Genomic DNA, 24,379 nt, shown 5'->3' with positions numbered 1-24,379 from the left:
CTGTTACGAATGCGCACTTATCGTCTGGAGAATCCGCAATTCATAGCCAACCGCCCCTGCGGTTCTGTGGCAATAATATACAAAATGAAACATTAATATCAATCAAAATTTGATTTATTTTTAAATAAAAAATACTTCAATTCTTTTTTTTATACAAAAAATACTATAATTTATTGTTTTTTTTGATATTTTTTATATAACACAATTAATATTAAAGAATTATATTTCCTTTAACTTTTACTCTTTAATCAATCAATATTTGATTGCTCGTAAACACGTATCGTTTATCCTCCTTACAAAAAATTACTCTTATTTATCAATAATTAGACGAAAAATGATTGTTATTCATTTGGCTATTTCCTACAATCAACAATTAAAATTTACCGAACTCTTATCAACATTCTGTTACACTTAAGAGTCCTTAATTATTGTAAGCAGAATCAATGAAATATGAGTAATCTACAAGAAAAGTTAGCTTTTAGTGAACGCTTGAAACAGGCACTAATAGATTCAAATCACCCTATTAGCCCAACTTATTTATCAAAAGAGTTTAATCATAGATATGATGGCACTCCTGTTTCAGTGCAATCGGCAAATAATTGGTTATTAGGTAAAGCGATTCCAAATCAAGATAAACTGGCTATTCTTTCTATTTGGCTCAATGTCACTAGCCAATGGTTACGCTTTGGCGACAATACATTAGGATCATCCAATCTTGAGTCAAATGATCAATCAGAACTTGATTATTTTTTAAAATTTCGGACATTGAATGCAAGTCAAAAACAAATCATTAAAGATCTAATTGACCAATTCATTCAGAGATAGAAGTATCTTTATTCAATAATTTTAAATATTTTTTATTTTCAACTTCGTAATAATTAATTCTCTCTTCATAGTCACGTATTGTCTTATAAAGCATCTGTAACTCTTTTTTACTCACGAGAATTTTTTCACAATTGGGATCGAATACTTTTGAATGTTTATTCATACATTTTATTCGCTTACCGTCTTGATTTATCATTGCTATTCTTATAAAGAACATATTGATAAAATCATAAATTAAAATTTTAAATATTCCAATATATAAATCATACAAATCAATAACAATTTCTTATTCTCAATATAAAAAATAAAAATGATCATATGTTTTACATTAATTTGCTTCATGTTATTCAGATTAACACAAAATTACAACATACATCACAAAAAAAACCCTGCAAAATGCAGGGTTTTTTATTTAGCAGTAATTAGCTTACATCATACCGCCCATGCCACCCATAGCGCCCATATCAGGCATAGCAGGTTTATCTTCTGGGATTTCAGTAATCATACATTCAGTTGTAAGCATTAAGCCCGCAACAGATGCAGCATGCTCAAGCGCAGAACGTGTTACTTTAGCTGGGTCAAGAATACCCATTTCTAACATATCGCCATACTCTGAAGTCGCAGCGTTATAACCGAAGTTACCTTCACCGTTTTTCACAGCATTGATTACAACTGATGGCTCATCACCAGAGTTTGCAACGATTTGACGAAGCGGTGCTTCAATTGCACGACGTAAAATGTTGATACCAACATTTTGGTCATCGTTAGCACCAGACACACCTTCAAGTGCTTTTGCAGCACGTACAAGTGCAACACCACCACCTGCTACAACACCTTCTTCAACTGCAGCACGAGTTGCATGAAGTGCATCGTCAACGCGATCTTTCTTCTCTTTCATTTCAACTTCAGTTGCAGCGCCGATTTTGATTACAGCAACACCGCCTGCCAATTTAGCAACGCGTTCTTGAAGTTTTTCTTTGTCGTATTCTGAAGTTGATTCTTCAATTTGAGCACGAATTTGAGTTACACGTTCAGCAATTTGCTCTGCAACACCTGCACCATCAACAATTACTGTATTTTCTTTAGAAACAGTAACTTTATGCGCTGTACCTAAGTGCTCAAGTGTAGTTTGGTCTAAAGACATACCAATCTCTTCAGAAACTACAGTCGCGCCAGTTAAAATCGCGATGTCTTGAAGCATCGCTTTACGACGATCACCAAAACCAGGTGCTTTAACAGCACAAACTTTGATAATGCCACGCATGTTGTTTACAACAAGAGTTGCAAGTGCTTCACCTTCAACATCTTCAGCAATGATAAGAAGCGGTTTACCTGTTTTAGCAACAGCTTCAAGTACAGCAATTAATTCGCGGATGTTGCTGATTTTTTTATCAACAAGAAGAATGTATGGGTTTTCAAGTTCAGCTGTTAGTGTATCTTGCTTGTTTGCAAAGTACGGGCTGATGTAACCACGGTCAAACTGCATACCCTCTACAACATCTAGAGAATCTTCAAAGCCTGAACCCTCTTCAACTGTAATTACACCCTCTTTACCAACTTTTTCCATTGCTTGAGCAATAAGTTTACCAACAGTGGTGTCAGAGTTCGCAGAAATAGAACCTACTTGTTCAATCGCTTTAGAGTCAGATGCAGGTTTTGCAGTCGCTTTAATTTCAGCAACTACAGCTTTAACCGCGATGTCGATACCGCGTTTAAGATCCATTGGGTTCATACCCGCAGTTACTGATTTAATCCCTTCATTAAGGATTGCTTGTGCAAGAACAGTTGCAGTTGTTGTACCGTCACCCGCGATGTCGTTGGTTTTTGAAGACACTTCACGAACTAGCTGAGCGCCCATGTTTTCAAACTTGTCTTTTAACGTGATTTCTTTAGCAACAGAAACACCATCTTTAGTGATGTGCGGTGCACCGAAAGAACGGTCGATAACAACGTTACGGCCTTTAGGACCTAAAGTCACTTTTACAGCATCTGCAAGTACATTTACACCCGCGATCATTTTTGAACGCGCTGAATCACCAAATTTTACGTCTTTAGCTGACATGTCTAACTCCGAATCTTTTTAAAATTTTTAACAATTTATGATGAATAAAAGGGTCTAAATGCGTGTACGAAACTTAAGCTTCAAGTACCGCTAAGATGTCAGACTCTTTCATAATAAGAAGCTCTTCGCCTGCTACTTTTACTTTTGTACCGGCATAAGTGCCAAACAATACGTTGTCACCAACTTTAACATCTAATGCACGTACGCCATTGTCAGTTACTTTGCCATTACCTACAGCGATTACTTCGCCTTGAGCAGGTTGTTCAGCTGCTGAAGTACTTAAAATAAGACCACCAGCAGTTTTAGTTTCCTTTTCAACACGGCGAATCACAACGTTGTCATGCAAAGGACGAATATTGCTCATAGTTAACTCCACTCCAGACTAAGTCTATTTACTAGATAAAAGACGATGACATTTTGATTTCCGTAAGCCATCGACAAAAAATAATTTAGATGACACTTTTGTGGGGATGGAAAAAAACCCTTCAAGGGCAAAATTTAATTTTTTTCATTTTTTTGTATTTTTTTTCTTCAAAATTTAAATTTAAAGGATTAAAGCTCATCCAAAATATGAGTACTAAGATTTTCTTCGAATATTTTTAACTTTGAATTATAAAAATAATGCTGCACATTCATCTGCTCATCAATGACATTAAAACTGTTGGCAAGGTTATCGTGTAGGCGATATGACGTTGCAGTTCCAGCATGAATATCCCAAACTGGATGCGCAGCACCTAAAGCATAAATCTGATTGAGGTCATAGCTGGCTGGAACATGTAAATGCCCATGCAATAAACCATTTAAACCGTGTTGACTCCACTGTTCGAGTGCCAAACGCCCTTGAACAGGACAATCTTTCACACCATGCGGGTCATTGGGCGGCGTATAAAAAGGTTGATGCGCTATGATTAATTTCACTTTATTGGGCGGCGCATGTCTAAGTAATTCCTCGACATGATGTATTTGCTCGAGCGATACATGCCCTCGCGTATGGTAACGACGGCGAATACTATTGATCCCAATTAAATAAAAATGCTCGGTTTCCAGTACATTTTCCATGGCACCAAAAAAAAGTTGATAACGTGCAAAAGGGCTAAAAACACGGTTCCATAAATGATATAGCGGAATATCATGATTCCCCGGCACAACGATATAAGGCAGCTTTAAGCTTTCTAAAAATTGCTTACATGCATAAAACTGACGATAACGCGCACGTTGGGTCAAGTCTCCACTGGCAACCACGGCCTCGATACGCTGTTCACGACAAAATTGCTGAATAGCGCGCATACACTCTGGCTTTTCAGTGCCGAAATGCAGATCAGAAAGATGCAGTATCATGTGGCACCCGTATCTTTAAGGCTTGTTTTTGCACTCGAATTTTAAGCGGCGGTTTCATTTCTACAATCTCACCATCCACAGCAACGGTCATTTTTTTTCGTTGGGTATGTATGGTGACTTCATCAGCGGCAAAACTATACACATCTGGTGCATTGTCGATATTGCCACGGATCAATTGCCATAAAATTTTAAATAACGTTTTCTTATCACTTTTTGCGACCACCACACCTGCAACTTTACCTGCCTCTGCATCCTTAGCAATTTGCAAGTTTAAATCGGCCAATTGCAATTGATTATTGCCAAAAAAGATCAAGGGCGTTTTGACTGGATAAATATGATGATCCACTTCGATTTCCAATTTCAGCTCTTTACGATCTCGAATGAGTACATCCAAACCTGAGGTATAAGCATGTAATGGGAAACGCCCAAACTTTTGATTATAAAATTCTCTTTTTTGTATAAATAAAGGATACAAGCCCAAACTGGCATTGTTTAAATAGATATGTTCATTGATTTGCGCCACGTGCACCTGTCGATTATTGCCTGTCGCAATCACCTGTGCCGCTTGAATTAAATCGAGAGGAATATTGAGTACCCGCGCCACATAATTAAATGTGCCCAAAGGTAATATCCCCATAGGAATATCGGTATGCATCAACTGATGAGCAACTGCATTTAAAGTTCCATCACCACCTGCAGCAACCACAACACCCAAATTATCAGGGTCTTGATGGCGTGCAAATACCTTGCTCATTAAAGTATCAAAACTCGCTTCCTGCCCAAGCTCAAATGACTGTATTTCGAAATTATGATCGGATAATATCCGCACAAGCTCCTCGTAGACTTCATCTTTGTTTGCAGCATGAAATCCTGATTTTTTATTATAGATAATAGATAAAGGCTTGGCTTGTTTAATCACTTTTTATACATCTTGGCCGCTTAGTATTGTATTTTGTCGAATTTAACAGCAAATAATAGCGCCTTTATGTAAAAATCGAATTACCACCATTTATTTAATCAATAATAATTCTCAAATATCAATTACATGCAACTTTTTGTTTTTATTAAAAATAACTATATAAAATATTGTCCATCACGCTAATAAATAAAGTTAAAATTCACAATATAATATGTTAAGTTATTGTATTTTATCTATATTTAATATAAATAGCATTAACTACCAAAAAAAATCTACCACTTCTTTAGTCTTATTTTTTTTATGATTTTATGCTTTAATACAGCCACTTTTTTTCATCTTTTATCTGCATGATGTATCCCATGATGCAGATTATACTTTGTACGGTTAGTACATTTTTGAGATAGGCCTCACCATGACCCAAGTGAACGCACCAGAATTCGTTCGTCACCCTAAGCTCATTGCTTGGGTGGAAGAAATTGCCAAATTAACCAAACCAGCAAAAATCGAATGGTGTGACGGTAGCGCAGAAGAATATCAACGTTATATCGACTTGATGATCGCTAACGGCACTATGCAAGAACTTAACCAAGAAAAACATCCTGGTTCTTACCTTGCTAATTCTGATCCTTCTGACGTTGCTCGTGTTGAAGGTCGTACTTACATCTGTTCTGAAAAACAAGAAGATGCAGGCGCAACAAACAACTGGGAAGCTCCAGCTGAAATGCGTGCTCGTCTGAATGGTTTATTTGACGGTTCAATGAAAGGCCGTACTTTGTACGTAGTTCCTTTCTCTATGGGTCCTTTAGGTTCTCATATTGCTCACATCGGTATCGAACTTACTGATTCTCCTTACGTTGCTGTAAGCATGTCTAAAATGGCTCGTATGGGTAAAGCTGTTTATGACGTACTTGGTACTGACGGTGACTTCATTCCTTGCGTACACACTGTTGGTGCTCCGCTTGAAGAAGGTCAAAAAGACGTTGCTTGGCCTTGCAACCCTGAAAAATACATCGTTCATTACCCAGAAACTCGTGAAATCTGGTCTTACGGTTCTGGTTACGGCGGTAACGCATTGTTGGGTAAAAAATGCCTAGCTTTACGTATTGCATCTTCTATGGGTCGTCAACAAGGTTGGTTAGCTGAACACATGCTCATCCTTGGCGTGACTAACCCACAAGGCGAAAAACACTACATCGCAGCTGCATTCCCTTCTGCTTGTGGTAAAACAAACTTCGCGATGTTGATTCCACCAGCGGGTTACGAAGGTTGGAAAATTGAAACTGTAGGTGACGATATTGCTTGGATCAAACCAGGTGAAGATGGTCGTTTATATGCAATCAACCCTGAAGCTGGTTTCTTCGGTGTAGCACCTGGTACAAATACCAAGACTAACCCGAACTGTATGGCGACTCTTCATAAAGACGTAATCTATACTAACGTTGCTGTAACTGACGAAGGTGAAGTATGGTGGGAAGGTCTTACTAAAGAAGCGCCTGCTAACCTGACTAACTGGAAAGGTCAACCACACACCGGCGAAGAAAAAGCAGCTCATCCAAATGCTCGTTTCACTGTTTCAGCTGGTCAATGTCCTTCTATTGATGCTGACTGGGAAAATCCAGCAGGTGTTCCAATTTCTGCGTTCATCTTCGGTGGTCGTCGTGCAGACACAGTGCCTCTAATTTCAGAAGCATTTGACTGGGTTGACGGTGTTTACAAAGCTGCAACTATGGGCTCTGAAACAACTGCTGCTGCTGTTGGTCAACAAGGTATCGTTCGTCGTGACCCATTTGCAATGCTTCCATTTGCGGGTTACAACATGGCTGACTACTTCTCTCACTGGTTAGAACTTGGTGAACAAGTTGCTGCTAAAGCAGAAGCTGCTGGCAACAAACTTCCTGGTATCTACAACGTGAACTGGTTCCGTCGTGATGCTGAAGGTAACTTTGTATGGCCTGGTTTCGGTCAAAACATGCGTGTTCTTGAATGGATCATTGACCGTTGTGAAGGTCGTGCAGACGCTGTTGAAACACCTATCGGCCTTGTTCCAACATACGAACAATTGAACTGGACTGGTTCAGACTTCACTAAAGGGCAATTCGAGCTTGTAACTTCTCAAGATAAAGATCAATGGATCAAAGAACTTGAAAGCCACACTGAATTGTTCAACAAACTTGGTGATCGCTTACCAAAAGCACTTAAAGTACGTCAAGACGAACTTTTAGAAGCTGTAAAAAAATCTGCTTAATCGGCCTTTAATTTCCCTCCTTTAAAAGAGGGATTAAGAAAGATTTAAAAGACCGCCTTGCGCGGTCTTTTTTATATCAACTAAGCCACATCTTGAGCTTTTTGTTTTATTCGTATTTCCATTAAGTACTCATCCAAAACATCAACTTCAGATGCACTGAATTGCAAATATAACTTTGTGCGTCTTTGCAAAATATCTTCAGAACTTCTCACCCACTCCTGTTCAACCAAATAATCTACTTCTTGAGCATACAAGCCATGCCCGAAGTTTTGCCCAAGCTCATCAATCGAAGTTAAATGATTCAGCAATATCCAGACACGTGTTCCATAAGCATGCGCCCAACGACTTGCTAGACTGCTTGAAACACCTTTAACATTTTGTTGGATTTCAGCTATCAACTGCTCGATTGATTCTAAATTTTCCGCACCAGGTAATGTTGCATCAGCAGTCCAAGGCTTGGATCGATGATGAAAAACAGTTTTAAGTTGATCTAGCGCCGCTTCTGCGAGTTTTCGATAGGTGGTGAGCTTGCCACCAAAGATTGAAAGTAATGCAGCACCTTCTACATCGGTCAGTGCTAATGTGTAATCTCGCGTGACTGCTGCTGGATTATCTGATTCATCATCACACAGCGGACGCACACCTGAATAAGTTGAAATGATGTCCGTTTGCGTCAATTGAGTTTTAAAGTGATCATTTGACACATCAAGCAAGTAATCGATTTCTTCTTGGCTTATCTTTACTCGATTTGAGTCTGCGTGATATTCACGATCTGTCGTGCCGATCAAGGTAAATTGTTCTAAATATGGGATCGCAAAGACAATGCGATGATCATCATTTTGCATAATAAAAGCTTTATCACCATCAAAGAGCTTTGCAACGATGATATGGCTACCTTGTATTAAGCGTATACCATAAGGTGACTCTTGCTTTAAACCCTGTTTTATAAAGTCAGCGACCCAAGGACCTGCCGCATTCACCAATACTTTAGCCTGCACATTTTGCAAACCCTTGGCATTTTTTAAACACACTTGCCAAATGCCAGCTTTACTGTATGCATTTAAACATTCTGTTCGAGTCAGGATCTGTGCACCAAATTCGCGTGCTTGTATCGCATTGAGTACAACCAAGCGTGCGTCATCCACTGCACAATCGGAATATTCAAACCCTCGAGTAAATCTGGGTGCTAAAGGACTAACTTTCACATCAAATTCAATACCATTGGAGCCAGCAAGCTGTTCTCGCTTACCCAAATAATCATAAAAGAATAATCCAGTCCGAATTAGCCAAGCCGGACGTAAGTGCGGTTCATGTGGCATGATAAAACGCATCGGCCGAATAATATGGGGGGCTTTTTTAAGCAGAACTTCGCGTTCTGCCAGTGCTTCACGCACTAAACGAAATTCTTTATGTTCTAAATAGCGAAGACCACCATGAATTAATTTACTACTTGCAGATGAAGTATGGCTCGCGAGATCGTCTTTTTCGCAAAGCAAAACACTTAAACCACGCCCCGCTGCATCACAAGCAATACCAACACCATTGATTCCACCACCAATGACCACCATGTCATATATTAATTGCTGTTGTGTATTCATCGCTCCCTCCCACTATATCTTTTTATTCAACAATGATTCGTTTTCTTTGCTTTATTATTTTTCTCATTGATCATGATTTTTTGATCAAGATACCTATTTTGATCAAGATATCCGTACGCTGAGTTTTTGTATCCTTTATTAAATGAGAAGTTATATTTTAAATGTACGTTTAAACAATTGCTGGCTCAAGCATGAAATCAATCATTTTATAGTACAAATCCTTATTCAAAGCAAAATTCATAACAAGCCGTTGATTTGTACACTTTTTCAACAAAACCTCTTTTTTAGTTTACATTTCATGCTTTTCGATACGCATAAGATATTTTCACACAATAAAAAAAGATGGATTTTAAAATGACGGAAGAAATTGTTACTCAATCAAATTTAGATACAAAGACCCGAGTAAAATCCATTCTCGGAGGTTCAGCAGGTAATCTTGTTGAATGGTACGATTGGTATGTCTATGCAGCATTCACCCTCTATTTCGCCCATGCTTTTTTCCCTCAAGGTAGCCAGACTGCACAGCTTCTCCAAGCTGCGGCCATCTTTGCAGTCGGTTTCCTCATGCGACCCATTGGTGCATGGATTATGGGGATCTATTCAGACAAAAAAGGTCGAAAGTCAGGTTTAACCCTCTCCGTCACACTCATGTGTATCGGCTCATTGATGATTGCCATTTCTCCAACGCATGACCAAATTGGTATTTTGGCGCCGATTATTCTTGTGGTTGCACGACTAATTCAAGGTTTAAGTGTCGGCGGTGAATATGGCGCTAGTGCGACCTACCTCAGTGAAATGGCTGACCGCGACCGTCGTGGTTTTTTTTCAAGCTTTCAATATGTGACACTGATTGCAGGTCAGTTGACTGCACTGTGCGTACTACTTATTTTGCAATGGTTGCTGACAGAAGAACAATTGCATGATTGGGGCTGGCGTATTCCGTTCTTTATCGGTGCGTGTTTAGCGGTAGTGGTTTTCCGTATTCGACGTGGCCTACTAGAAACCCAGTCCTTCAAAAATGCACAAGAGCAAAAGGACCAGCCTGAATCAGGCTTATTTTCTCTATTTAAGCATTATCCGAAAGAAGCCTTCACGGTGTTATTTTTAACAGCTGGGGGGACATTGGCTTTTTATACTTACACCACTTATTTGCAAAAATATCTGGTCAATACCTCTGGCTTTAGTAAACCTGAGGCCACACAAATCACCACCTTAGCGCTGTTTATTTTTATGTGCTTACAGCCACTTGCAGGCGGTCTATCCGATAAAATTGGTCGTAAGCCTCTAATGATCGCCTTCGGGATCTTAGGGGTGCTGTTCACCTATGTTCTATTTAGTGCATTAGGACAAACTCAAGATTATTGGACTGCATTTTGGCTCTGTCTCGCAGGTCTAGTGATTGTCACGGGATACACCTCGATCAATGCGGTTGTAAAAGCAGAAATGTTCCCTGCGCATATTCGCGCATTGGGTGTTGCACTGCCTTATGCTCTTGCAAATACCATCTTTGGTGGTACGGCAGAATTCTTCGCGCTGAGTTTTAAAGAAGCTGGTCACGAGTCATGGTTTTTCATCTATGTAACCATCATGATTTTTATTTCGTTATTGGTCTACGTCTTTATGAAAGACACCAAACACCACTCCAAAATTCAGGAGCATTGATCAGGGTTATTTGATGATGACTTATTGATCAAGCTGATCAAAAACAGCATGTTTTCCCCATCAAAGCCTCAATCTATGAGGCTTTGTTGTTTTCATTTAGTCGTGAAAAATGTATCTGGTCAAAAATATCGCATTTTATAGACTAAAGTCGCATAATTTTCTGCGACAACAGGAGTATAAATTAACTAAATATAGTTCCATCTCCCATTTCGACAAAATATATTGATTTAAACTTTTCCCAAAGAGTTTAAATGGATATGTTTTGCATTCATTCCTTGGAGAATGATGTGTCAAACTCATCTGAGCCAGTTGTTCCTGAACAATTGGATAGAAAAACTCGTGTCAAATCTATCCTCGGCGGATCTGCCGGCAACCTCGTTGAATGGTACGACTGGTATGTCTACGCTGCTTTTACCCTTTACTTTGCACCGCAATTTTTCCCTGACGGTGACAATACTGTAAAACTCTTACAAGCAGCTGCAGTCTTTGCACTCGGTTTCTTAATGCGTCCAATCGGCGCATGGGTCATGGGTATTTATGCGGACCGTAAAGGTCGTAAAGCAGGTTTAACGCTGTCTGTATCGTTGATGTGTGTCGGCTCACTGATGATCGCATGTGCACCAACCTATGATTCTGTAGGCATGCTCGCACCCGCTATTCTACTTTTAGCGCGTTTACTCCAAGGCTTAAGTGTCGGCGGTGAATATGGCTCAAGTGCGACCTATTTGACTGAAATGGCAGGGAAAAACCACCGTGGTTTCTTCTCAAGTTTCCAATATGTCACACTGATTTCAGGTCAGCTACTGGCACTTTGCGTTTTAATTATTTTACAGCGCAATTTCTCAGAACAAGCTTTAACTGAATGGGGCTGGCGTGTTCCGTTCTTCATCGGTGCGTTACTCGCTATTGTGGTGTTCTGGATTCGTCGCGGTTTAGTTGAAACTCAATCCTCTAAAGAAGCTCAAGAACAAGCTAAAAATGGTGGTCCAAAATCAGGTGCTTTAGCGTTATTTACTAAATACCCTAAACAAGCCTTCACTGTGATCATGTTGACTGCCGGTGGTACTTTAGCGTTCAACACCTTTACCACTTATTTACAAAAGTATTTGGTCAACACGTCTGGCTTTGAAAAAACCACAGCAACTGAAATTACCACTGCTGCAATTTTCATTTTCATGCTATTACAACCTGCTGTCGGTGCGCTTTCAGACAAAATTGGTCGTAAGCCAATTATGATCGCCTTTGGTGTGCTTGGTGTGCTGTTTACCATTCCAATTTTCAATGGTATTGGTTCTACGACTAGCCCAACCACTGCATTTATGCTCTGCATGAGCGGTATGGTGATTGTCACTGGTTATACTGCGATTAATGCCGTAGTAAAAGCTGAGTTGTTCCCTGCGCACATTCGTGCCCTAGGTGTTGCACTACCTTATGCCATTGCAAATACACTCTTTGGTGGTACCGCAGAACTTGTGGCTTTGAGCTTCAAAAATGCAGGCCATGAAAACTACTTCTTCTACTACATTACATTCATGATTGGTTTATCTTTAATTACTTATGTCTTCATGAAAGATACGAAAAAACATAGCATGATCACTGACGATTAAGTCGCTCAGCCCTGCTATTCCACTTAAGCTCATCAAAGCCTATTTTGATGAGCTTTTTTTATCTCCATTTCCATCTACTCATCGTTTCAGCTGCATCAAAGATTTAATCAAACTTCTTTGGCTTTCTTTGTTTTCGCCATCGAGTCGACAGACGGACTATGGCATACTGAGCATACAAATAAAGACGGCGAATGAATGATGAAAAATATTTACAAAGTTTTAAGTTTGAGTATTGTTGCAATGTCGATGGCTGCTTGCCAAAGCACTCCACGTGCTTTTAATGGTCAAACGGGCTTTCAAATAGAGTCCAAATCTGCAGATAGCGCAACACTTGCATATACTTTAGCGGGTCGCCAAAACCAACAACTGGATGCCAATAAATTACAACGTGCTTGCCAAAAAGTATTAAATACGCAAAAGACTTATAAATTACAAATCTTAAGCGTGAACGAAATTGCAAATCCTGCTCTAGAAAATACCCAGTACGGCCGTCAAATTGGTAATACACGTGCGAACTTTGGACTGTCAAATACTCCAGACCTTCGTAACTCTGAAAACTTAGGCTCACGTGATGCACTCGATGCTCGCCCTGCAACCTTACGTGTGGTTCGCTATAACTGTTCTTAATCAAATTTGCAGTTTAAAAGACAAAAAATAAGACGCTTAAAGCGTCTTATTTTTTATCGGTTCAATATTTATAGGGTTTTATAAAAACTCACATTACGAAACTCAGGTGATTCATCCAAATCAGGCCATGTCGTCGCGCTTCGTTCATCGAGTTTTTCATATTTAGGATGACTAAAGTTTTTCACACGACTGTCTGCCACCCACACTTCTGGAGCAAACTTTAAAAACTCATCCAAAAAGAAACGATTGCATTGGTCATATAGCACATCGGCAGCCAATAAAATATCGACTTGTTCGGCTTTATACAGATCGTCCAAATATTCAAGTTCGACATTATTTAACTCTGCATTCGCACGGCAAGCATCTAGGCTTACTTGGTCGATGTCACAGCAGATCACGCGTTTCGCCCCTGCCATTTTCGCGGCAATCGCCACCACGCCTGAACCTGCACCAAAGTCCAACACCACTTTATCTTTGACATGATGCGGCTCTGCCAACAACCACTGCGCCATTGCAAGCCCTGAAGCCCAACAAAAGATCCAATACGGCGTATCATTCCATATACGGCGAATGACTTCATCATCCAATTTATCGGTTGGAAATACAGGCGGTATCAACCATAAAGAAATGGGGGTTTCAGGCAACTGTTGTGCATGTAATTCACAATGCGGAATGACTTCATGCAGTGCTTTCAGTAAATGTTCAGGGGCTTTGGGGAATTGGAAAGTACAGCTCATTGGAATTTTATTTTTCGAATATGCAGAGTTTTAGTGTCATATAAGCCTAAATTAAGATCGGAAGTTCCCTCTCCTTTTAAAGGAGAGGGTTAGGGAGAGGATTATTTATAAAAAAGCACCCTCACCCCAACCCTCTCCCACAGGGAGAGGGAGCAACATAGAATCAATTTGAGACGATCAGTTCCCTATACTTTTAGGAGATGAGAAGCACTGCTTCGCAAGAGAGAGGTCTAAAGATTAACCCAACGCTTTTTCAGCAGCTTCAACAGTTTGACGAATTAACGTTGTAATGGTCATAGGACCTACACCACCCGGAACAGGTGTATAAGCAGAAGCAATTTCTTCGATACCCACCAATTGGATATCACCTACACCGCCGCCATCACGTGGATGAAAGCCAGCATCAACAACCACTGCACCTGGTTTGATCCAATCTTTTTGAATCAATTCAGCTTTACCTACCGCACCTACAATAATGTCAGCTTGTTTAACAAAGTCAGCTAAGTTTTGAGTACGTGAGTGGCAAGTGGTCACTGTTGCATTCGCTTCAAGTAGCATCGCAGACATTGGTTTACCCAAAATTGCAGAACGACCCACAACAACCGCGTGTTTCCCTGCGATTTCAATATTGTTTTCTTTTAGAATGGTCATGATACCTGCAGGAGTCGCAGAACCATATGCTGCTTCACCCATTGCCATACGACCAAAACCTAAGCAAGTTACGCCATCTACGTCTTTTTCAAGAGAGATCGCATCGAAACATGCACGCTCATCAATTTGAGCAGGTACTGGGTGTTGTAACAAAATACCGTGAACATCTGGGTTTGCATTTAATTTTTCAATTTCAGCAAGTAATTGTTCAGTTGTGGTTTCTTTAGGAAGCTCAACTTTTAATGAATCCATACCAACACGGCGGCAAGCATTCCCTTTCATACGTACATAAGTTGCAGATGCACCATCGTCACCTACCAAAATAGTCGCAAGAATTGGGGTACGACCAGTTTTCTCTTTTAGCGCTTCTACGCGAGTCAACAAGTCAGCTTCAATTTTCTTCGCCAATGCACGACCATCTAAAACTAATGCCACGGCACTTCTCCAAGTGATGATATGAATCAATTTTGCACATAATACATGATTATTTTAAATTTTTTACCTTGTGTGCTGCTTTTATGCTCATACAGATGAATCTGCTATTGTTTTTTTTTCAGAGCTTGCTAATATACGCATCAACAAGACATGGCGGGGTGGCAGAGTGGTCATGCAGCGGACTGCAACTCCGTGTACGCCGGTTCGATTCCGACCTCCGCCTCCAATCTTGTTAAGCCCGAGTGGTGAAATCGGTAGACACAGGGGATTTAAAATCCCCCGCCCACAAAGCGTGCCAGTTCGAGTCTGGCCTCGGGCACCATTCTTCTACTACTGAAGATGGTGTAATAAAGAACCCAGCGATAAGCTGGTTTTTTTATGCCTAAAATTTAACACACCAATAAAAAAAGAGGGACATTGCCCTCTTTAATTATTTTAAAACACCCTGCAAATACATCGCGTTTTAAAAATAATCCTTTAGATCACTTCAACCACAATCTTGCCCACATGCTCGCCTGTATCCATGGCTGCATGTGCTTCTTGAATTTGATCAAACTTAAATGTTTTGTAAATCATTGGCAGGCATTCACCTTTAGACCATAACGGAACAACATTTTCCCGAATGCCTTTGGCAATCTCTGCCTTTTCTTCAGTATTACGCGCACGCATGGTTGAGCCTGTAATCGTCAAACGCTTCATCATGATTTGACCCAGTTTCACCTCTTTGGCTTTTGCACCCCCTAAGAATGCGATATAAACCAAACGACCATCACGACGTAATAGATTGAGGTTCTGCGCCAAATACGGCGCGCCAACGATATCTAAAATAACATCTACACCTTGCTCATTGGTCGCTTCATTAATCACTTGCTCAAAGTCTTGCGTCTTGTAATTAATCGCATGCGTGATATCTGAGATGGCTGCCACTTTTTCATCTGAACCGACTGTTGCAAAGGTTTTCATACCTAAGGCATTACACAGCATAATAGCTGTTGTACCAATACCACTGGTTCCACCATGAATCAGCACTGTTTCACCTGCTTTGGCTTTGCCCATTTGGAATACATTCGCCCAGACCGTAAAGAAAGTTTCAGGAATGGCCGCTGCTTGGGTAAAGCTGACGCCTTCAGGAATACTCAAAGTTTGGCTTTCAGGTACAACACAATACTCAGCATAACCGCCACCATTGGTTAGACCACAGACTTTATCACCCACTTTAAACAAAGTGACTTCTGCACCCACAGCAACCACTTCACCCGCCACTTCTAAACCCGGTACTGGTGTTACCCCTTTCGGCATTGGGTATAAGCCTTGGCGCTGTAAAATGTCTGGACGGTTGATGCCAAAGGCATGCACTTTTACCAGTACTTCATCCGCTTTCGCTTCTGGGATGGCAACGCTTTCATACGCCAGTTTTTCAACACCGCCCGGTTCAGTAATAATGACCTGCTGCATGCTTTGCTGTGACATTGTTTTTCCTTTTCAATTATTGACTATTCATCTATCTCTGCACTATTTGAACATAGAAAGCATACAGATTGAATAACAATGGACTTATGTATAATTGGCTGACTATTTAGCAAATTAATAATAGGCAGCACATGGTTCAGGTTGTTGAATATAACGAAGATAACGCCAGCGACTATGAATGGTTCAATGGTTTTGCCGTGATTCGTTTCTATGCAGACTGGTGCGCGCCCTGTGTGCAGAACTTCCCTGTATTTGAGCAGTGCGCAAGTCAAATGTCCGCACAGCATGCACAGCTCAAATTTGGCAAGGTAAATATTGATTCCTCACCGATACTAACCTTGCGCTATAACGTTTATGGACTACCTTCAACCTTAGTATTTTATCGCGGGCAAGTCATTCAACGTATTGCAGGAGTTAAATCGCTGACTGAATTAACAGCCATCATTCAAGATGCTATGCAGTCACATTCAACTCATGACTAAGTATATTTTCCTTTTATTTGGATGCAGACTCATTCGGCAGGCGTACAAACTTCATTAACGTATTACGCACCAATGGCAACACGATCAAAATGAGCGGAAAGGCCATCATCCACGACATGCTCCATGCGCGCAGCCAAATGCCAAGAAAGCCTTCAACTAAGCCTTTATTCATCAGCATATTAAAGCAGGAAATTGAGCCGCTCATAATGCCGGACAAAATTAGGGGCATCAGCCAAGTCATGTGTTTGGGATGAAATTTTGGGAGTTGATTCATCTATAAATACCTATTATTCGTCTTGGGCTGCGTTCTGGGCTTTTACGGTTTGTTTTAGTGTTTTCATAAATTGGCCGAAATGCGGCATGAAATCTTTAAATAAAGGATGGTCTTTATTTTCCAACAAGGTTTCACCAAACAGTTTCAGACCCACAGCAAAGGCTTTGGTCTTTTCATCATCTAACAATTGCGCTTTGGTCAAATGCTCCAGCACCTTAAACATGTCATCATGGTTGTAGGCATTAAACTGCAACGCTTCGGTATAAGTCGAAGGATTGCCCTGCGCATCAGCAATGTGTTTGAGCGTGATTTCATATTGATGCTGTTTCATTGTGTCACCTCCATACGGCTGATTTCGACTGCCGCCTGATCAATTTTTTCTGAAATGGCATACACCTGTTCGGGTGTTAGTTCACAGTGCTGAATTTTGATGCGCAGTGATGCTTTTAAGTTTTCCATCGCACGTTTGATGTCGACGTATTGTTCGTTGTTATGAATCTGCTTACGGGTATCAAAACGACACAGAATTTTCTCTACTGTGGCTTTTTCGGCATCCAGATGCGCTAAGCCTGACTGCGTAACGCTGTATTGTTTACGGTCTTCCGCATTTAGTTCTGCATGGATGTATTGCTGTTCTTCGAGGTAATTCAGCGTTGGGTAAATTGTCCCTGTGCTTGGACTGTAACCACCGCCTACGATTGCGCCGACATCTTTAATGATGTCGTAGCTGAATTTGGGTTGCTGGGCGATAAAATGCAGGACCAAAAGCTTCATTTCACCTGCTTCAAACAGGCGTTTTCGCGGTTTGGCTGTGCTTTCGATATCTGCAATCAGATCTGATTTCGACATAGGAAAGATATAGCTTAAGGTTAATTAAGATATATCTTATTGTAATTTTATAAAATAAAAAACCACTTTTCAGTGGTTCTTAAAATTAAGAAAATACAAAATTATCCTGTAAATTCTTATATGCAATATCTATCTGGCGTGGAGTAAATTTCTTTTTATTTATATTCCAATTATGAATTTTATTTACTAATTCCTCTCTATCTTTGGAGCCTTCATATTTAGCTACCCAATGCACAGAGGCAAGTAACTCCAGACCAAATCTACTTTCAAAACCATCTACTATATCTGTAACTTTTTCAAAACGCTGCAATGTTTCAGGATAATTCTTAAGATATTCTCGAGCTTCTTCAACAGCACCAGGAACTAAACTGAGTGCTTTAGAAGGATCATCTCCACCATCATCATATCCCTGAATATAATGCCCTTCCATTACATTTAATACATGTCTTAAATTATCAGCATAAGGTCCATAAAGAGCTTTTTTATAATTTAAGCGCAAGGGTTCTCCTGCTTCCTGCATAAAATATAAAAGTTTTTGTACTTCCAACAAAGAAACAAATGGATCCAGTAGACCTTTTAAATATCTTTGCATTAATTCAATTAAAATTGCACGACCTGGAGTCATATTTGGCACTTGTTTATTGATTACTTTTTCAATTTTTATATTTGAATTTAATGGCTCGTATATCAAAATATCAATATCTGATAATCCATCTAAATAGTGAACAATTCTTTCTTTGACAATTTTCCAATCCAATCCCCCTAAACCTGCTCCTAAAGGAGGAATTGCTATAGACCTTATTTTTTTATCTTTAATCTCTAAAACTAAACTCTGCAAGCCGGATTCAATATCTTCAATACGACTTGCACCTTTCCAGTGTCTTTTTGTCGGGAAATTAATAATATATTTAGGATTAGTTAGTCCTAATGTTTCATAAATGAACATTTTTCCTGGTACTACTTCATTTCGTTTGCATGCTACAGCATAGTGTTTAAAGTTATCTGGCCATGCTTTCTTAAATTGAAGAGCAATGCCTCTACCCATTACACCAACACAATTAACTGTATTAACAATAGCTTCCACATCAGCTTTTAATATGTCGCCATGAGTAAATGTAATCATAACGAAATCTCAATAGTACCAATCTTGTTGGATTCTAACATGTGGCCTATGAGTTTGACCAACTAATAAAACGTTAACACGATTCAACATAGCTTGATTATCAACACCTATTTCTTTAACTAAATTCCATGAAATTGAATTCTCAATCAAAAATTCAGCTTGTTTTTGATCTCTACAGCTACTCCAATATCGACTAGAAATAGCATTCCAATCCAATAGACTTAGATCACTTAAATTATTGTAATCTTCAAAGAATCTAGAACCAGCATTAGTAGAGGTAAAGACCCAACGCCTTCTATTAGCTATTGCCCATTGAACACATTCATGCATATCAAAACGCAAATGAATGATATCAGACTGCCCTCCATTGTACGTTAAATCTGAATTACCCTGATTGATCATATACAGCATTACTGATCTGGGACAAAAATAGAATGGAACACATTCCCCCACATATAAATTAGGATAACAACTTAGAGTTAGCTCTGTTAAACGCCTTTGCTTTATGTGACTTAGACCAATTACCGTACCACCAAACTGATTTTGAGACACAATACTATCTGACAATAATCCATGTGATATTATCGACGAAAGTTTATCAATGTGCGCAATATGATATAAATATGGGTTAAGTGGTACTGTCATCAAATCATCCATGAATTTTTTCTATTTCTTTTTATTGGGATATTTAAAATAAAATCAACTTAAATTATTCAATTTATATCCTTTTTATAAAAAAGCCCGCTTATCAGCGGGTCTTTTTTAAATCAATTCAATCTATTACAGACGAACCAACTCAACAATTTTCTCAGCAACTTCTTCAGCAGCATCGAAGGCATAAGTCACATCAGTGCCTTCGGTCGCATCTGTAATCACAACCACACCAGTTTCACGAACCAGCGCAACTTGATCAGCAGAAAGACCCGCTTTCGCAATCGCAACCACACCTTGTTGAATCAACAAGCTTTCAATCGCTTGCGCATTTTCAAGGGCTTTTGCAGTCACAGTTACCGCAGCAGGTTTTTGACCTAAACGTGCAGCACGCGCTTCAGCAGTTACAGGCTCGTTGTGTGCAGTCCATTCAACCGCAGATTCAACCATGCCCGCACCAACAGTCACGTTGCTTAAACGGTCAATAAATATAAATGAACCTGTGTAACGGCTGTCTTGATAACGGTCAAATACCACTGGTGCATCAAATTCAATTGTAACGTCAGCAATCGAGTTCAATGCAAGTTCAGCAACTTCCGTTTTTTCCAATGTGTTTACATTGGTACGGTAGTTAATTTTAGCTACTTTCGCAGGAATAGTTTGTGTACCAAACTTCACATTATACAGTTTACCAACCACTAAAGGCGCATCTGTCATCCATACCACAGAGGCACGTGCAGAACGTGAAATTAACGGCTGTTCGCCTGCTTTAACTAAAACGTTACCACGTGAAATATCAATTTCATCATTTAGCGTAAGTGTTACCGCTTGACCTGCAACAGCATGGTCTAAGTTACCGTCAAAAGTCACGATTTCTTTAACAGTCGAAGACTTACCAGATGGTAATGCAGTAATGGTATCGCCAACTTTTACTTCACCAAGTGCAATCGTACCGCAGAAGCCACGGAAATCGAGGTTCGGACGGTTAACATACTGAACTGGGAAACGGAATTCGTGCTTGCTCGTATCATGCGAAATTTCAACAGTTTCCAAAGTCTCCATTAAAGTCTGACCTTGGTACCAAGGTGTAGATGGAGATTTGTTTACAACGTTATCACCATTCAACGCAGAAATTGGCGTGAAGATAATATTCGCAGGTTTACGATCGCCCAATTGGTTTACGAACTCGTTGTACTCTGCTTGAATTTCATTGAAGCGCGCTTCAGAGAATTCAACCAAATCCATTTTGTTCACTGCAACCACAATGTTGCGAATACCCAAAAGGCTTGCAATAAATGAGTGACGACGAGTCTGAGTTTGAACGCCATAACGCGCATCAATCAAGATGATCGCTAAATCGGCAGTCGACGCACCAGTCGCCATGTTACGTGTGTACTGCTCATGCCCCGGGGTGTCAGCAATAATGAACTTACGTTTTTCAGTAGAGAAATAACGGTAAGCCACGTCAATGGTAATACCCTGCTCACGTTCCGCTTGCAGACCATCGACAAGTAAAGCCAAGTCAGGTGCATCACCCGTAGTACCTACTTTTTTAGAGTCACGAGTCACGGCTTGCAATTGATCTTCATAAATCAATTTTGAATCGTAAAGCAAACGGCCAATTAAAGTCGATTTACCATCATCCACGTTACCGCAAGTCAGGAAACGAAGAAGGTCTTTATTTTCGTGTTGTTTTAAATACGCCAAGATGTCTTGGCTAATTAAATCTGATTGATGAGACATTGCTCAAAGCTCCACATATTCTTTTGAAATCGGTTTCTTTTAATCCCCCTATTTCCCCCTTTATAAAAGGGGGACTTTCTCATCTCTTTTTCAAAGATGAGCAGCACTGCTGCGCAAGGGGAGAGATTTTTAGAAGTAACCTTCCTGCTTTTTCTTTTCCATCGAACCTGCTTCGTCATGGTCGATCATACGGCCTTGACGTTCAGATGTGGTGGCTAAAAGCATCTCTTGGATAATTTCCGGTAAAGTTGTTGCAGTTGATTCAACTGCACCTGTCAGTGGGTAACAACCTAAAGTACGGAAACGCACCGATTTCATTTGTGGCACTTCACCTTCGTTCAAACGCATACGCTCATCATCAACCATGATCAGAGTACCGTTACGCTCAACCACTGGACGTTCAGCAGCCAAATACAAAGGAACCAATTTAATATTTTCAAGGTAGATGTATTGCCAAATATCCAACTCAGTCCAGTTAGACAATGGGAACACACGAATACTTTCGCCTTTGTTCACTTTACCGTTGTAAAGATTCCAAAGTTCAGGACGTTGGTTTTTAGGGTCCCAACGGTGTTTGGTATCACGGAATGAGTAAACACGTTCTTTGGCACGAGATTTTTCTTCGTCACGGCGCGCACCACCGAAAGCCGCATCAAACTGATATTTATCAAGTGCTTGTTTTAAGCCTTGAGTTTTCATGATATCAGTATATTTTGAGCTACCGTAATCGAACGGATTTACACCTGCGTCTTTACCTTCTTTGTTTTGATGCACGATCAAATCAAAGCCATGCTCTTTTGCCATGTTGTCACGGAAAGTAATCATGTCTTTAAATTTCCAACCCGTGTCTACATGCAGTAGTGGGAATGGAAGTTTGGCAGGATAGAATGCTTTTAAAGCAAGATGCAGCATGACCGCTGAATCTTTACCGATTGAATACAGCATGACTGGGTTTTCGAACTCAGCAGCAACTTCACGGATGATATGAATACTCTCAGCTTCAAGCTGTTTAAGATGAGTAAGTCTTTCCTCATTTAATGACATGGACAACACCAGCTTAGAATATGTGTACTTATTACACTTTTAAAGATATATATACATTATAGTGATTAAGCTTTCATAACGATTGCTTGTTTTGTGATATTGATATTCTTATTCGTCATATACAAATTGTCTGATACTGCTTATCAATTTTAATTAATTTAATACGATAGACTTATCAATTTCATTATTATTCTAGTCCGAGATCCCTAAGTTTACGCAATTTTTTATCAATTAACTAATCGCTAAATCCTCTAAACAATCGGTATTCAAACTCGCTCAAATTACCTAAAGTAGCTATATCACTCTCCAATAGTTATTGATATGCCATATAGTCACTATACGCTTGAAACCTTAAAGTCGCTGATTGAAGCAGCAGGTCTTGCTGGCTATATTTATCAGCATTCTTCACACATGCTTGTGCTCCAAGAAGCCTTAAATGATGACGGCAGCCCGCTGAATAACTTTATCCAACATGAGCTGAGTGCTGACCAAATTGGCCTTCAGTTCGGCCTACGACTTTTGGACAATAAACTCGAATTTTTGATTGGGGTGACTCACAGTAACCAAGATCGCGGCTACGAAATTGGCGCTGGCAATTTAAAGGCCGATCAACGCGCATTTAATCTGCTCTATGCTTTTTATAATTTTCCCAAAGCATTTCACTTAATCCATTTCCCGCTCGCAGCCAATAGCACCCAGTTAGAAGAAGAGATCGAAAAGCAATTGTTTCAACTTGAAAGCATGGGCTTTTTAGACACTGCGATTAAAACCAATCCGATGGGCGAACAAGTGAAGTGGATGAAAACCTTTATTGTTCAAGCCGCATTAGATATGAAAGTACGCATTCAAACTTCATTGTTATAAAAAGGGTTAAAGCTTACTAAAAAGCGCTCTATTGAACACCAGTTCAAATCTCCATATGACATCGAAAGTCACGGTAAAGCTTCTCAGCACTGCCGTGACGGTTATAAATTTACATTTCCTAACATTGTTTTCTGTGCCTTTTAACAAGCCATTTCTCTCCGTTAAGCACGACCACTTATATATCTGCAATTAGACTGAAAATTTGATTGATCACAATGACTTAAATCTTAAATGGGTAAAGCAGAAATACTATTAACTTTAGATTTAGATAATCCCGACTTAATTGATCAACTATTTTTAAAGAAAAACTTAGTAATAGCTCACATAAAAGCCGACTTTTTGTTAATCTGATCTGTAATTTTTTTACACAATTTCGACAGATAATGTTATTTTATTTACTGAAAAAAATTCAGCCAGAATTATTTTTTTTGATTTTTTATAAGCATAAATATAGAGATAAATATAATGTGGGAATTGTTTACTCACCCGTCTAATATCGTGTTTAGCATCAGTCTCTGCTTAATGTTCTTGTTTGGGCTTTTTGAGATTGTGTTAACAATTTTAGGGGGTGGTTCTCAAGGCTTCTTAGATCAATTCCTACCTGAGGATGTTGGTCATAATGCAGAGCTAGGTGTAGATGCCGATGCAGGTATCGTGACACGTGTGCTCGATTGGTTGTATTTAGGTCGTATTCCGCTGTTTGTATGGCTCATCATTTTCTTATGTGTCTATAGTTTATTGGGCTTTACTATTCAAGCCGTCGTTAACCAAATGACCAGTATGATGTTCAGTGCATGGATTATTGCACCTGCATGTATTTTTCTGTGCATGCCCTTCGTACGTTTTAGCGCAATGCTCATTGCCCGTATTTTACCGCAAGATGAAACAACCGCCATTTATAGTGATGAATTGATCGGTAGAACGGCCACGATCATTTTGGGTGATGCACGACCACAGTCTCCTGCTCAAGCCAAAGTCAAAGATCAACACGGATTGACCCATTATATTTTGGTTGAACCTGAACAAGATGAAATTTTCAGCCAAGGTCAATCAGTGGTTTTAACCCAAAAAACAAATGTAGGCTTTCAAGCCACCATGCTCTAAATTTTTAATGAATTGATGCTCGATCAGTTCTTCTAACACCATATAAATACATTTAACGCATCATTCCTT

General features: G+C 39.7%; 23 protein-coding genes and 2 tRNA genes. 10 read left to right on the top strand and 15 right to left on the bottom strand.

Going from position 1 to position 24,379, the window contains the following annotated elements; all coding sequences use genetic code 11:
* The first annotated feature begins 450 nt into the window (after positions 1-450).
* On the top strand, positions 451-825 hold the full coding sequence (locus FTU62_RS10485) for a hypothetical protein (protein ID WP_111885656.1): 375 nt from the start codon (positions 451-453) through the stop codon (positions 823-825).
* Positions 826-1,252: 427 nt separating this feature from the next.
* Here FTU62_RS10485 and groL read toward each other — a convergent pair whose 3' ends face one another.
* The 4 genes from groL to FTU62_RS10465 all read right to left on the bottom strand — a co-directional run bounded on the left by groL (position 1,253) and on the right by FTU62_RS10465 (position 5,144).
* Positions 1,253-2,887 (bottom strand): chaperonin GroEL, encoded by a 1,635-nt coding sequence (gene groL, locus FTU62_RS10480; RefSeq protein ID WP_180102616.1) that lies wholly within the window; start codon positions 2,885-2,887, stop codon positions 1,253-1,255.
* A 73-nt stretch (positions 2,888-2,960) separates the two neighbouring features.
* Positions 2,961-3,251 (bottom strand): co-chaperone GroES, encoded by a 291-nt coding sequence (gene groES / locus FTU62_RS10475; protein WP_078192966.1) that lies wholly within the window; start codon positions 3,249-3,251, stop codon positions 2,961-2,963.
* Positions 3,252-3,439: 188 nt separating this feature from the next.
* Positions 3,440-4,225: a metallophosphoesterase gene (locus FTU62_RS10470; protein ID WP_180102615.1), complete on the bottom strand. Its 786-nt coding sequence runs from the start codon at positions 4,223-4,225 to the stop codon at positions 3,440-3,442.
* Positions 4,206-5,144: a diacylglycerol kinase family protein gene (locus FTU62_RS10465; RefSeq protein ID WP_180102614.1), complete on the bottom strand. Its 939-nt coding sequence runs from the start codon at positions 5,142-5,144 to the stop codon at positions 4,206-4,208. The genes FTU62_RS10470 and FTU62_RS10465 overlap by 20 nt, the downstream gene beginning before the upstream one ends.
* A gap of 412 nt (positions 5,145-5,556) precedes the next feature.
* On the opposite strand from FTU62_RS10465, the gene FTU62_RS10460 reads away from it, so the two are divergent.
* On the top strand, positions 5,557-7,389 hold the full coding sequence (locus FTU62_RS10460; protein WP_180102613.1) for a phosphoenolpyruvate carboxykinase (GTP): 1,833 nt from the start codon (positions 5,557-5,559) through the stop codon (positions 7,387-7,389).
* An 80-nt stretch (positions 7,390-7,469) separates the two neighbouring features.
* Here the strand turns inward: FTU62_RS10460 and glpD are convergent, their stop codons facing one another.
* Positions 7,470-8,987, bottom strand: coding sequence for a glycerol-3-phosphate dehydrogenase (glpD, locus tag FTU62_RS10455; protein ID WP_180102612.1), 1,518 nt, complete (start codon positions 8,985-8,987; stop codon positions 7,470-7,472).
* Between the two features lie 342 nt (positions 8,988-9,329).
* Here glpD and FTU62_RS10450 point away from each other — a divergent pair, with 342 nt between their 5' ends.
* The 3 genes from FTU62_RS10450 to FTU62_RS10440 all read left to right on the top strand — a co-directional run bounded on the left by FTU62_RS10450 (position 9,330) and on the right by FTU62_RS10440 (position 12,883).
* Positions 9,330-10,649 carry an MFS transporter gene (locus tag FTU62_RS10450; protein ID WP_078192971.1) on the top strand — a complete coding sequence of 440 codons (1,320 nt, stop codon included), beginning with the start codon at positions 9,330-9,332 and terminating at the stop codon, positions 10,647-10,649.
* A 287-nt stretch (positions 10,650-10,936) separates the two neighbouring features.
* The gene (locus FTU62_RS10445) at positions 10,937-12,256 is read left to right on the top strand and encodes an MFS transporter (protein ID WP_078190125.1); all 1,320 of its coding nucleotides are present in this window, start codon (positions 10,937-10,939) and stop codon (positions 12,254-12,256) included.
* 198 nt (positions 12,257-12,454) lie between these two features.
* On the top strand, positions 12,455-12,883 hold the full coding sequence (locus FTU62_RS10440; protein WP_180102631.1) for a hypothetical protein: 429 nt from the start codon (positions 12,455-12,457) through the stop codon (positions 12,881-12,883).
* Between the two features lie 68 nt (positions 12,884-12,951).
* On the opposite strand, the gene FTU62_RS10435 is transcribed toward FTU62_RS10440, so the two are convergent.
* A complete protein-coding gene (locus FTU62_RS10435) occupies positions 12,952-13,620 on the bottom strand; it encodes a methyltransferase (protein WP_078189884.1) in 669 nt (222 codons plus the stop codon).
* A 237-nt stretch (positions 13,621-13,857) separates the two neighbouring features.
* Positions 13,858-14,706, bottom strand: coding sequence for a bifunctional methylenetetrahydrofolate dehydrogenase/methenyltetrahydrofolate cyclohydrolase FolD (folD, locus tag FTU62_RS10430; protein WP_078189885.1), 849 nt, complete (start codon positions 14,704-14,706; stop codon positions 13,858-13,860).
* A 152-nt stretch (positions 14,707-14,858) separates the two neighbouring features.
* Between folD and FTU62_RS10425 the strand changes: the two genes are divergently transcribed.
* Together FTU62_RS10425 and FTU62_RS10420 are read left to right on the top strand one after the other, a co-directional pair.
* Positions 14,859-14,932: transfer RNA gene (locus FTU62_RS10425), tRNA-Cys, on the top strand.
* 10 nt (positions 14,933-14,942) lie between these two features.
* Positions 14,943-15,028, top strand: a tRNA-Leu gene (locus FTU62_RS10420).
* 155 nt (positions 15,029-15,183) lie between these two features.
* On the opposite strand, the gene FTU62_RS10415 is transcribed toward FTU62_RS10420, so the two are convergent.
* Positions 15,184-16,176: an NAD(P)H-quinone oxidoreductase gene (locus FTU62_RS10415; RefSeq protein WP_180102611.1), complete on the bottom strand. Its 993-nt coding sequence runs from the start codon at positions 16,174-16,176 to the stop codon at positions 15,184-15,186.
* 131 nt (positions 16,177-16,307) lie between these two features.
* Here FTU62_RS10415 and FTU62_RS10410 point away from each other — a divergent pair, with 131 nt between their 5' ends.
* The gene (locus FTU62_RS10410) at positions 16,308-16,658 is read left to right on the top strand and encodes a co-chaperone YbbN (protein ID WP_180102610.1); all 351 of its coding nucleotides are present in this window, start codon (positions 16,308-16,310) and stop codon (positions 16,656-16,658) included.
* A gap of 13 nt (positions 16,659-16,671) precedes the next feature.
* On the opposite strand, the gene FTU62_RS10405 is transcribed toward FTU62_RS10410, so the two are convergent.
* The 7 genes from FTU62_RS10405 to cysD all read right to left on the bottom strand — a co-directional run bounded on the left by FTU62_RS10405 (position 16,672) and on the right by cysD (position 22,342).
* Positions 16,672-16,932 carry a DUF2798 domain-containing protein gene (locus FTU62_RS10405; RefSeq protein WP_078192975.1) on the bottom strand — a complete coding sequence of 87 codons (261 nt, stop codon included), beginning with the start codon at positions 16,930-16,932 and terminating at the stop codon, positions 16,672-16,674.
* A 13-nt stretch (positions 16,933-16,945) separates the two neighbouring features.
* On the bottom strand, positions 16,946-17,263 hold the full coding sequence (locus FTU62_RS10400) for a DUF3861 domain-containing protein (RefSeq protein ID WP_180011006.1): 318 nt from the start codon (positions 17,261-17,263) through the stop codon (positions 16,946-16,948).
* Entirely contained in the window at positions 17,260-17,781 is a 522-nt protein-coding gene (locus tag FTU62_RS10395) for a PadR family transcriptional regulator (RefSeq protein WP_180102609.1), read from the bottom strand. Before FTU62_RS10395 ends, FTU62_RS10400 begins: the two co-directional genes overlap by 4 nt.
* A gap of 85 nt (positions 17,782-17,866) precedes the next feature.
* Entirely contained in the window at positions 17,867-18,904 is a 1,038-nt protein-coding gene (locus FTU62_RS10390) for a macro domain-containing protein (RefSeq protein WP_180041682.1), read from the bottom strand.
* Between the two features lie 9 nt (positions 18,905-18,913).
* Positions 18,914-19,561, bottom strand: coding sequence for a DUF4433 domain-containing protein (locus tag FTU62_RS10385; protein WP_218948614.1), 648 nt, complete (start codon positions 19,559-19,561; stop codon positions 18,914-18,916).
* Between the two features lie 123 nt (positions 19,562-19,684).
* Positions 19,685-21,298: a sulfate adenylyltransferase subunit CysN gene (gene cysN, locus FTU62_RS10380; RefSeq protein ID WP_180079066.1), complete on the bottom strand. Its 1,614-nt coding sequence runs from the start codon at positions 21,296-21,298 to the stop codon at positions 19,685-19,687.
* A gap of 129 nt (positions 21,299-21,427) precedes the next feature.
* A complete protein-coding gene (cysD, locus tag FTU62_RS10375) occupies positions 21,428-22,342 on the bottom strand; it encodes a sulfate adenylyltransferase subunit CysD (RefSeq protein WP_078189893.1) in 915 nt (304 codons plus the stop codon).
* A gap of 321 nt (positions 22,343-22,663) precedes the next feature.
* On the opposite strand from cysD, the gene FTU62_RS10370 reads away from it, so the two are divergent.
* The gene (locus tag FTU62_RS10370) at positions 22,664-23,206 is read left to right on the top strand and encodes a hypothetical protein (protein WP_111884395.1); all 543 of its coding nucleotides are present in this window, start codon (positions 22,664-22,666) and stop codon (positions 23,204-23,206) included.
* A gap of 465 nt (positions 23,207-23,671) precedes the next feature.
* Entirely contained in the window at positions 23,672-24,310 is a 639-nt protein-coding gene (locus FTU62_RS10365) for a YqiJ family protein (protein ID WP_111884396.1), read from the top strand.
* The last annotated feature ends 69 nt before the right edge of the window (positions 24,311-24,379 follow it).

It is taken from the genome of Acinetobacter sp. YH12126, from assembly GCF_013418745.1.
In the GTDB taxonomy this organism is placed as follows: domain Bacteria; phylum Pseudomonadota; class Gammaproteobacteria; order Pseudomonadales; family Moraxellaceae; genus Acinetobacter; species Acinetobacter amyesii.
The sequence above is the reverse complement of the archived record's forward strand: the minus strand, read 5'-3'. Positions and strand labels throughout refer to the sequence as shown.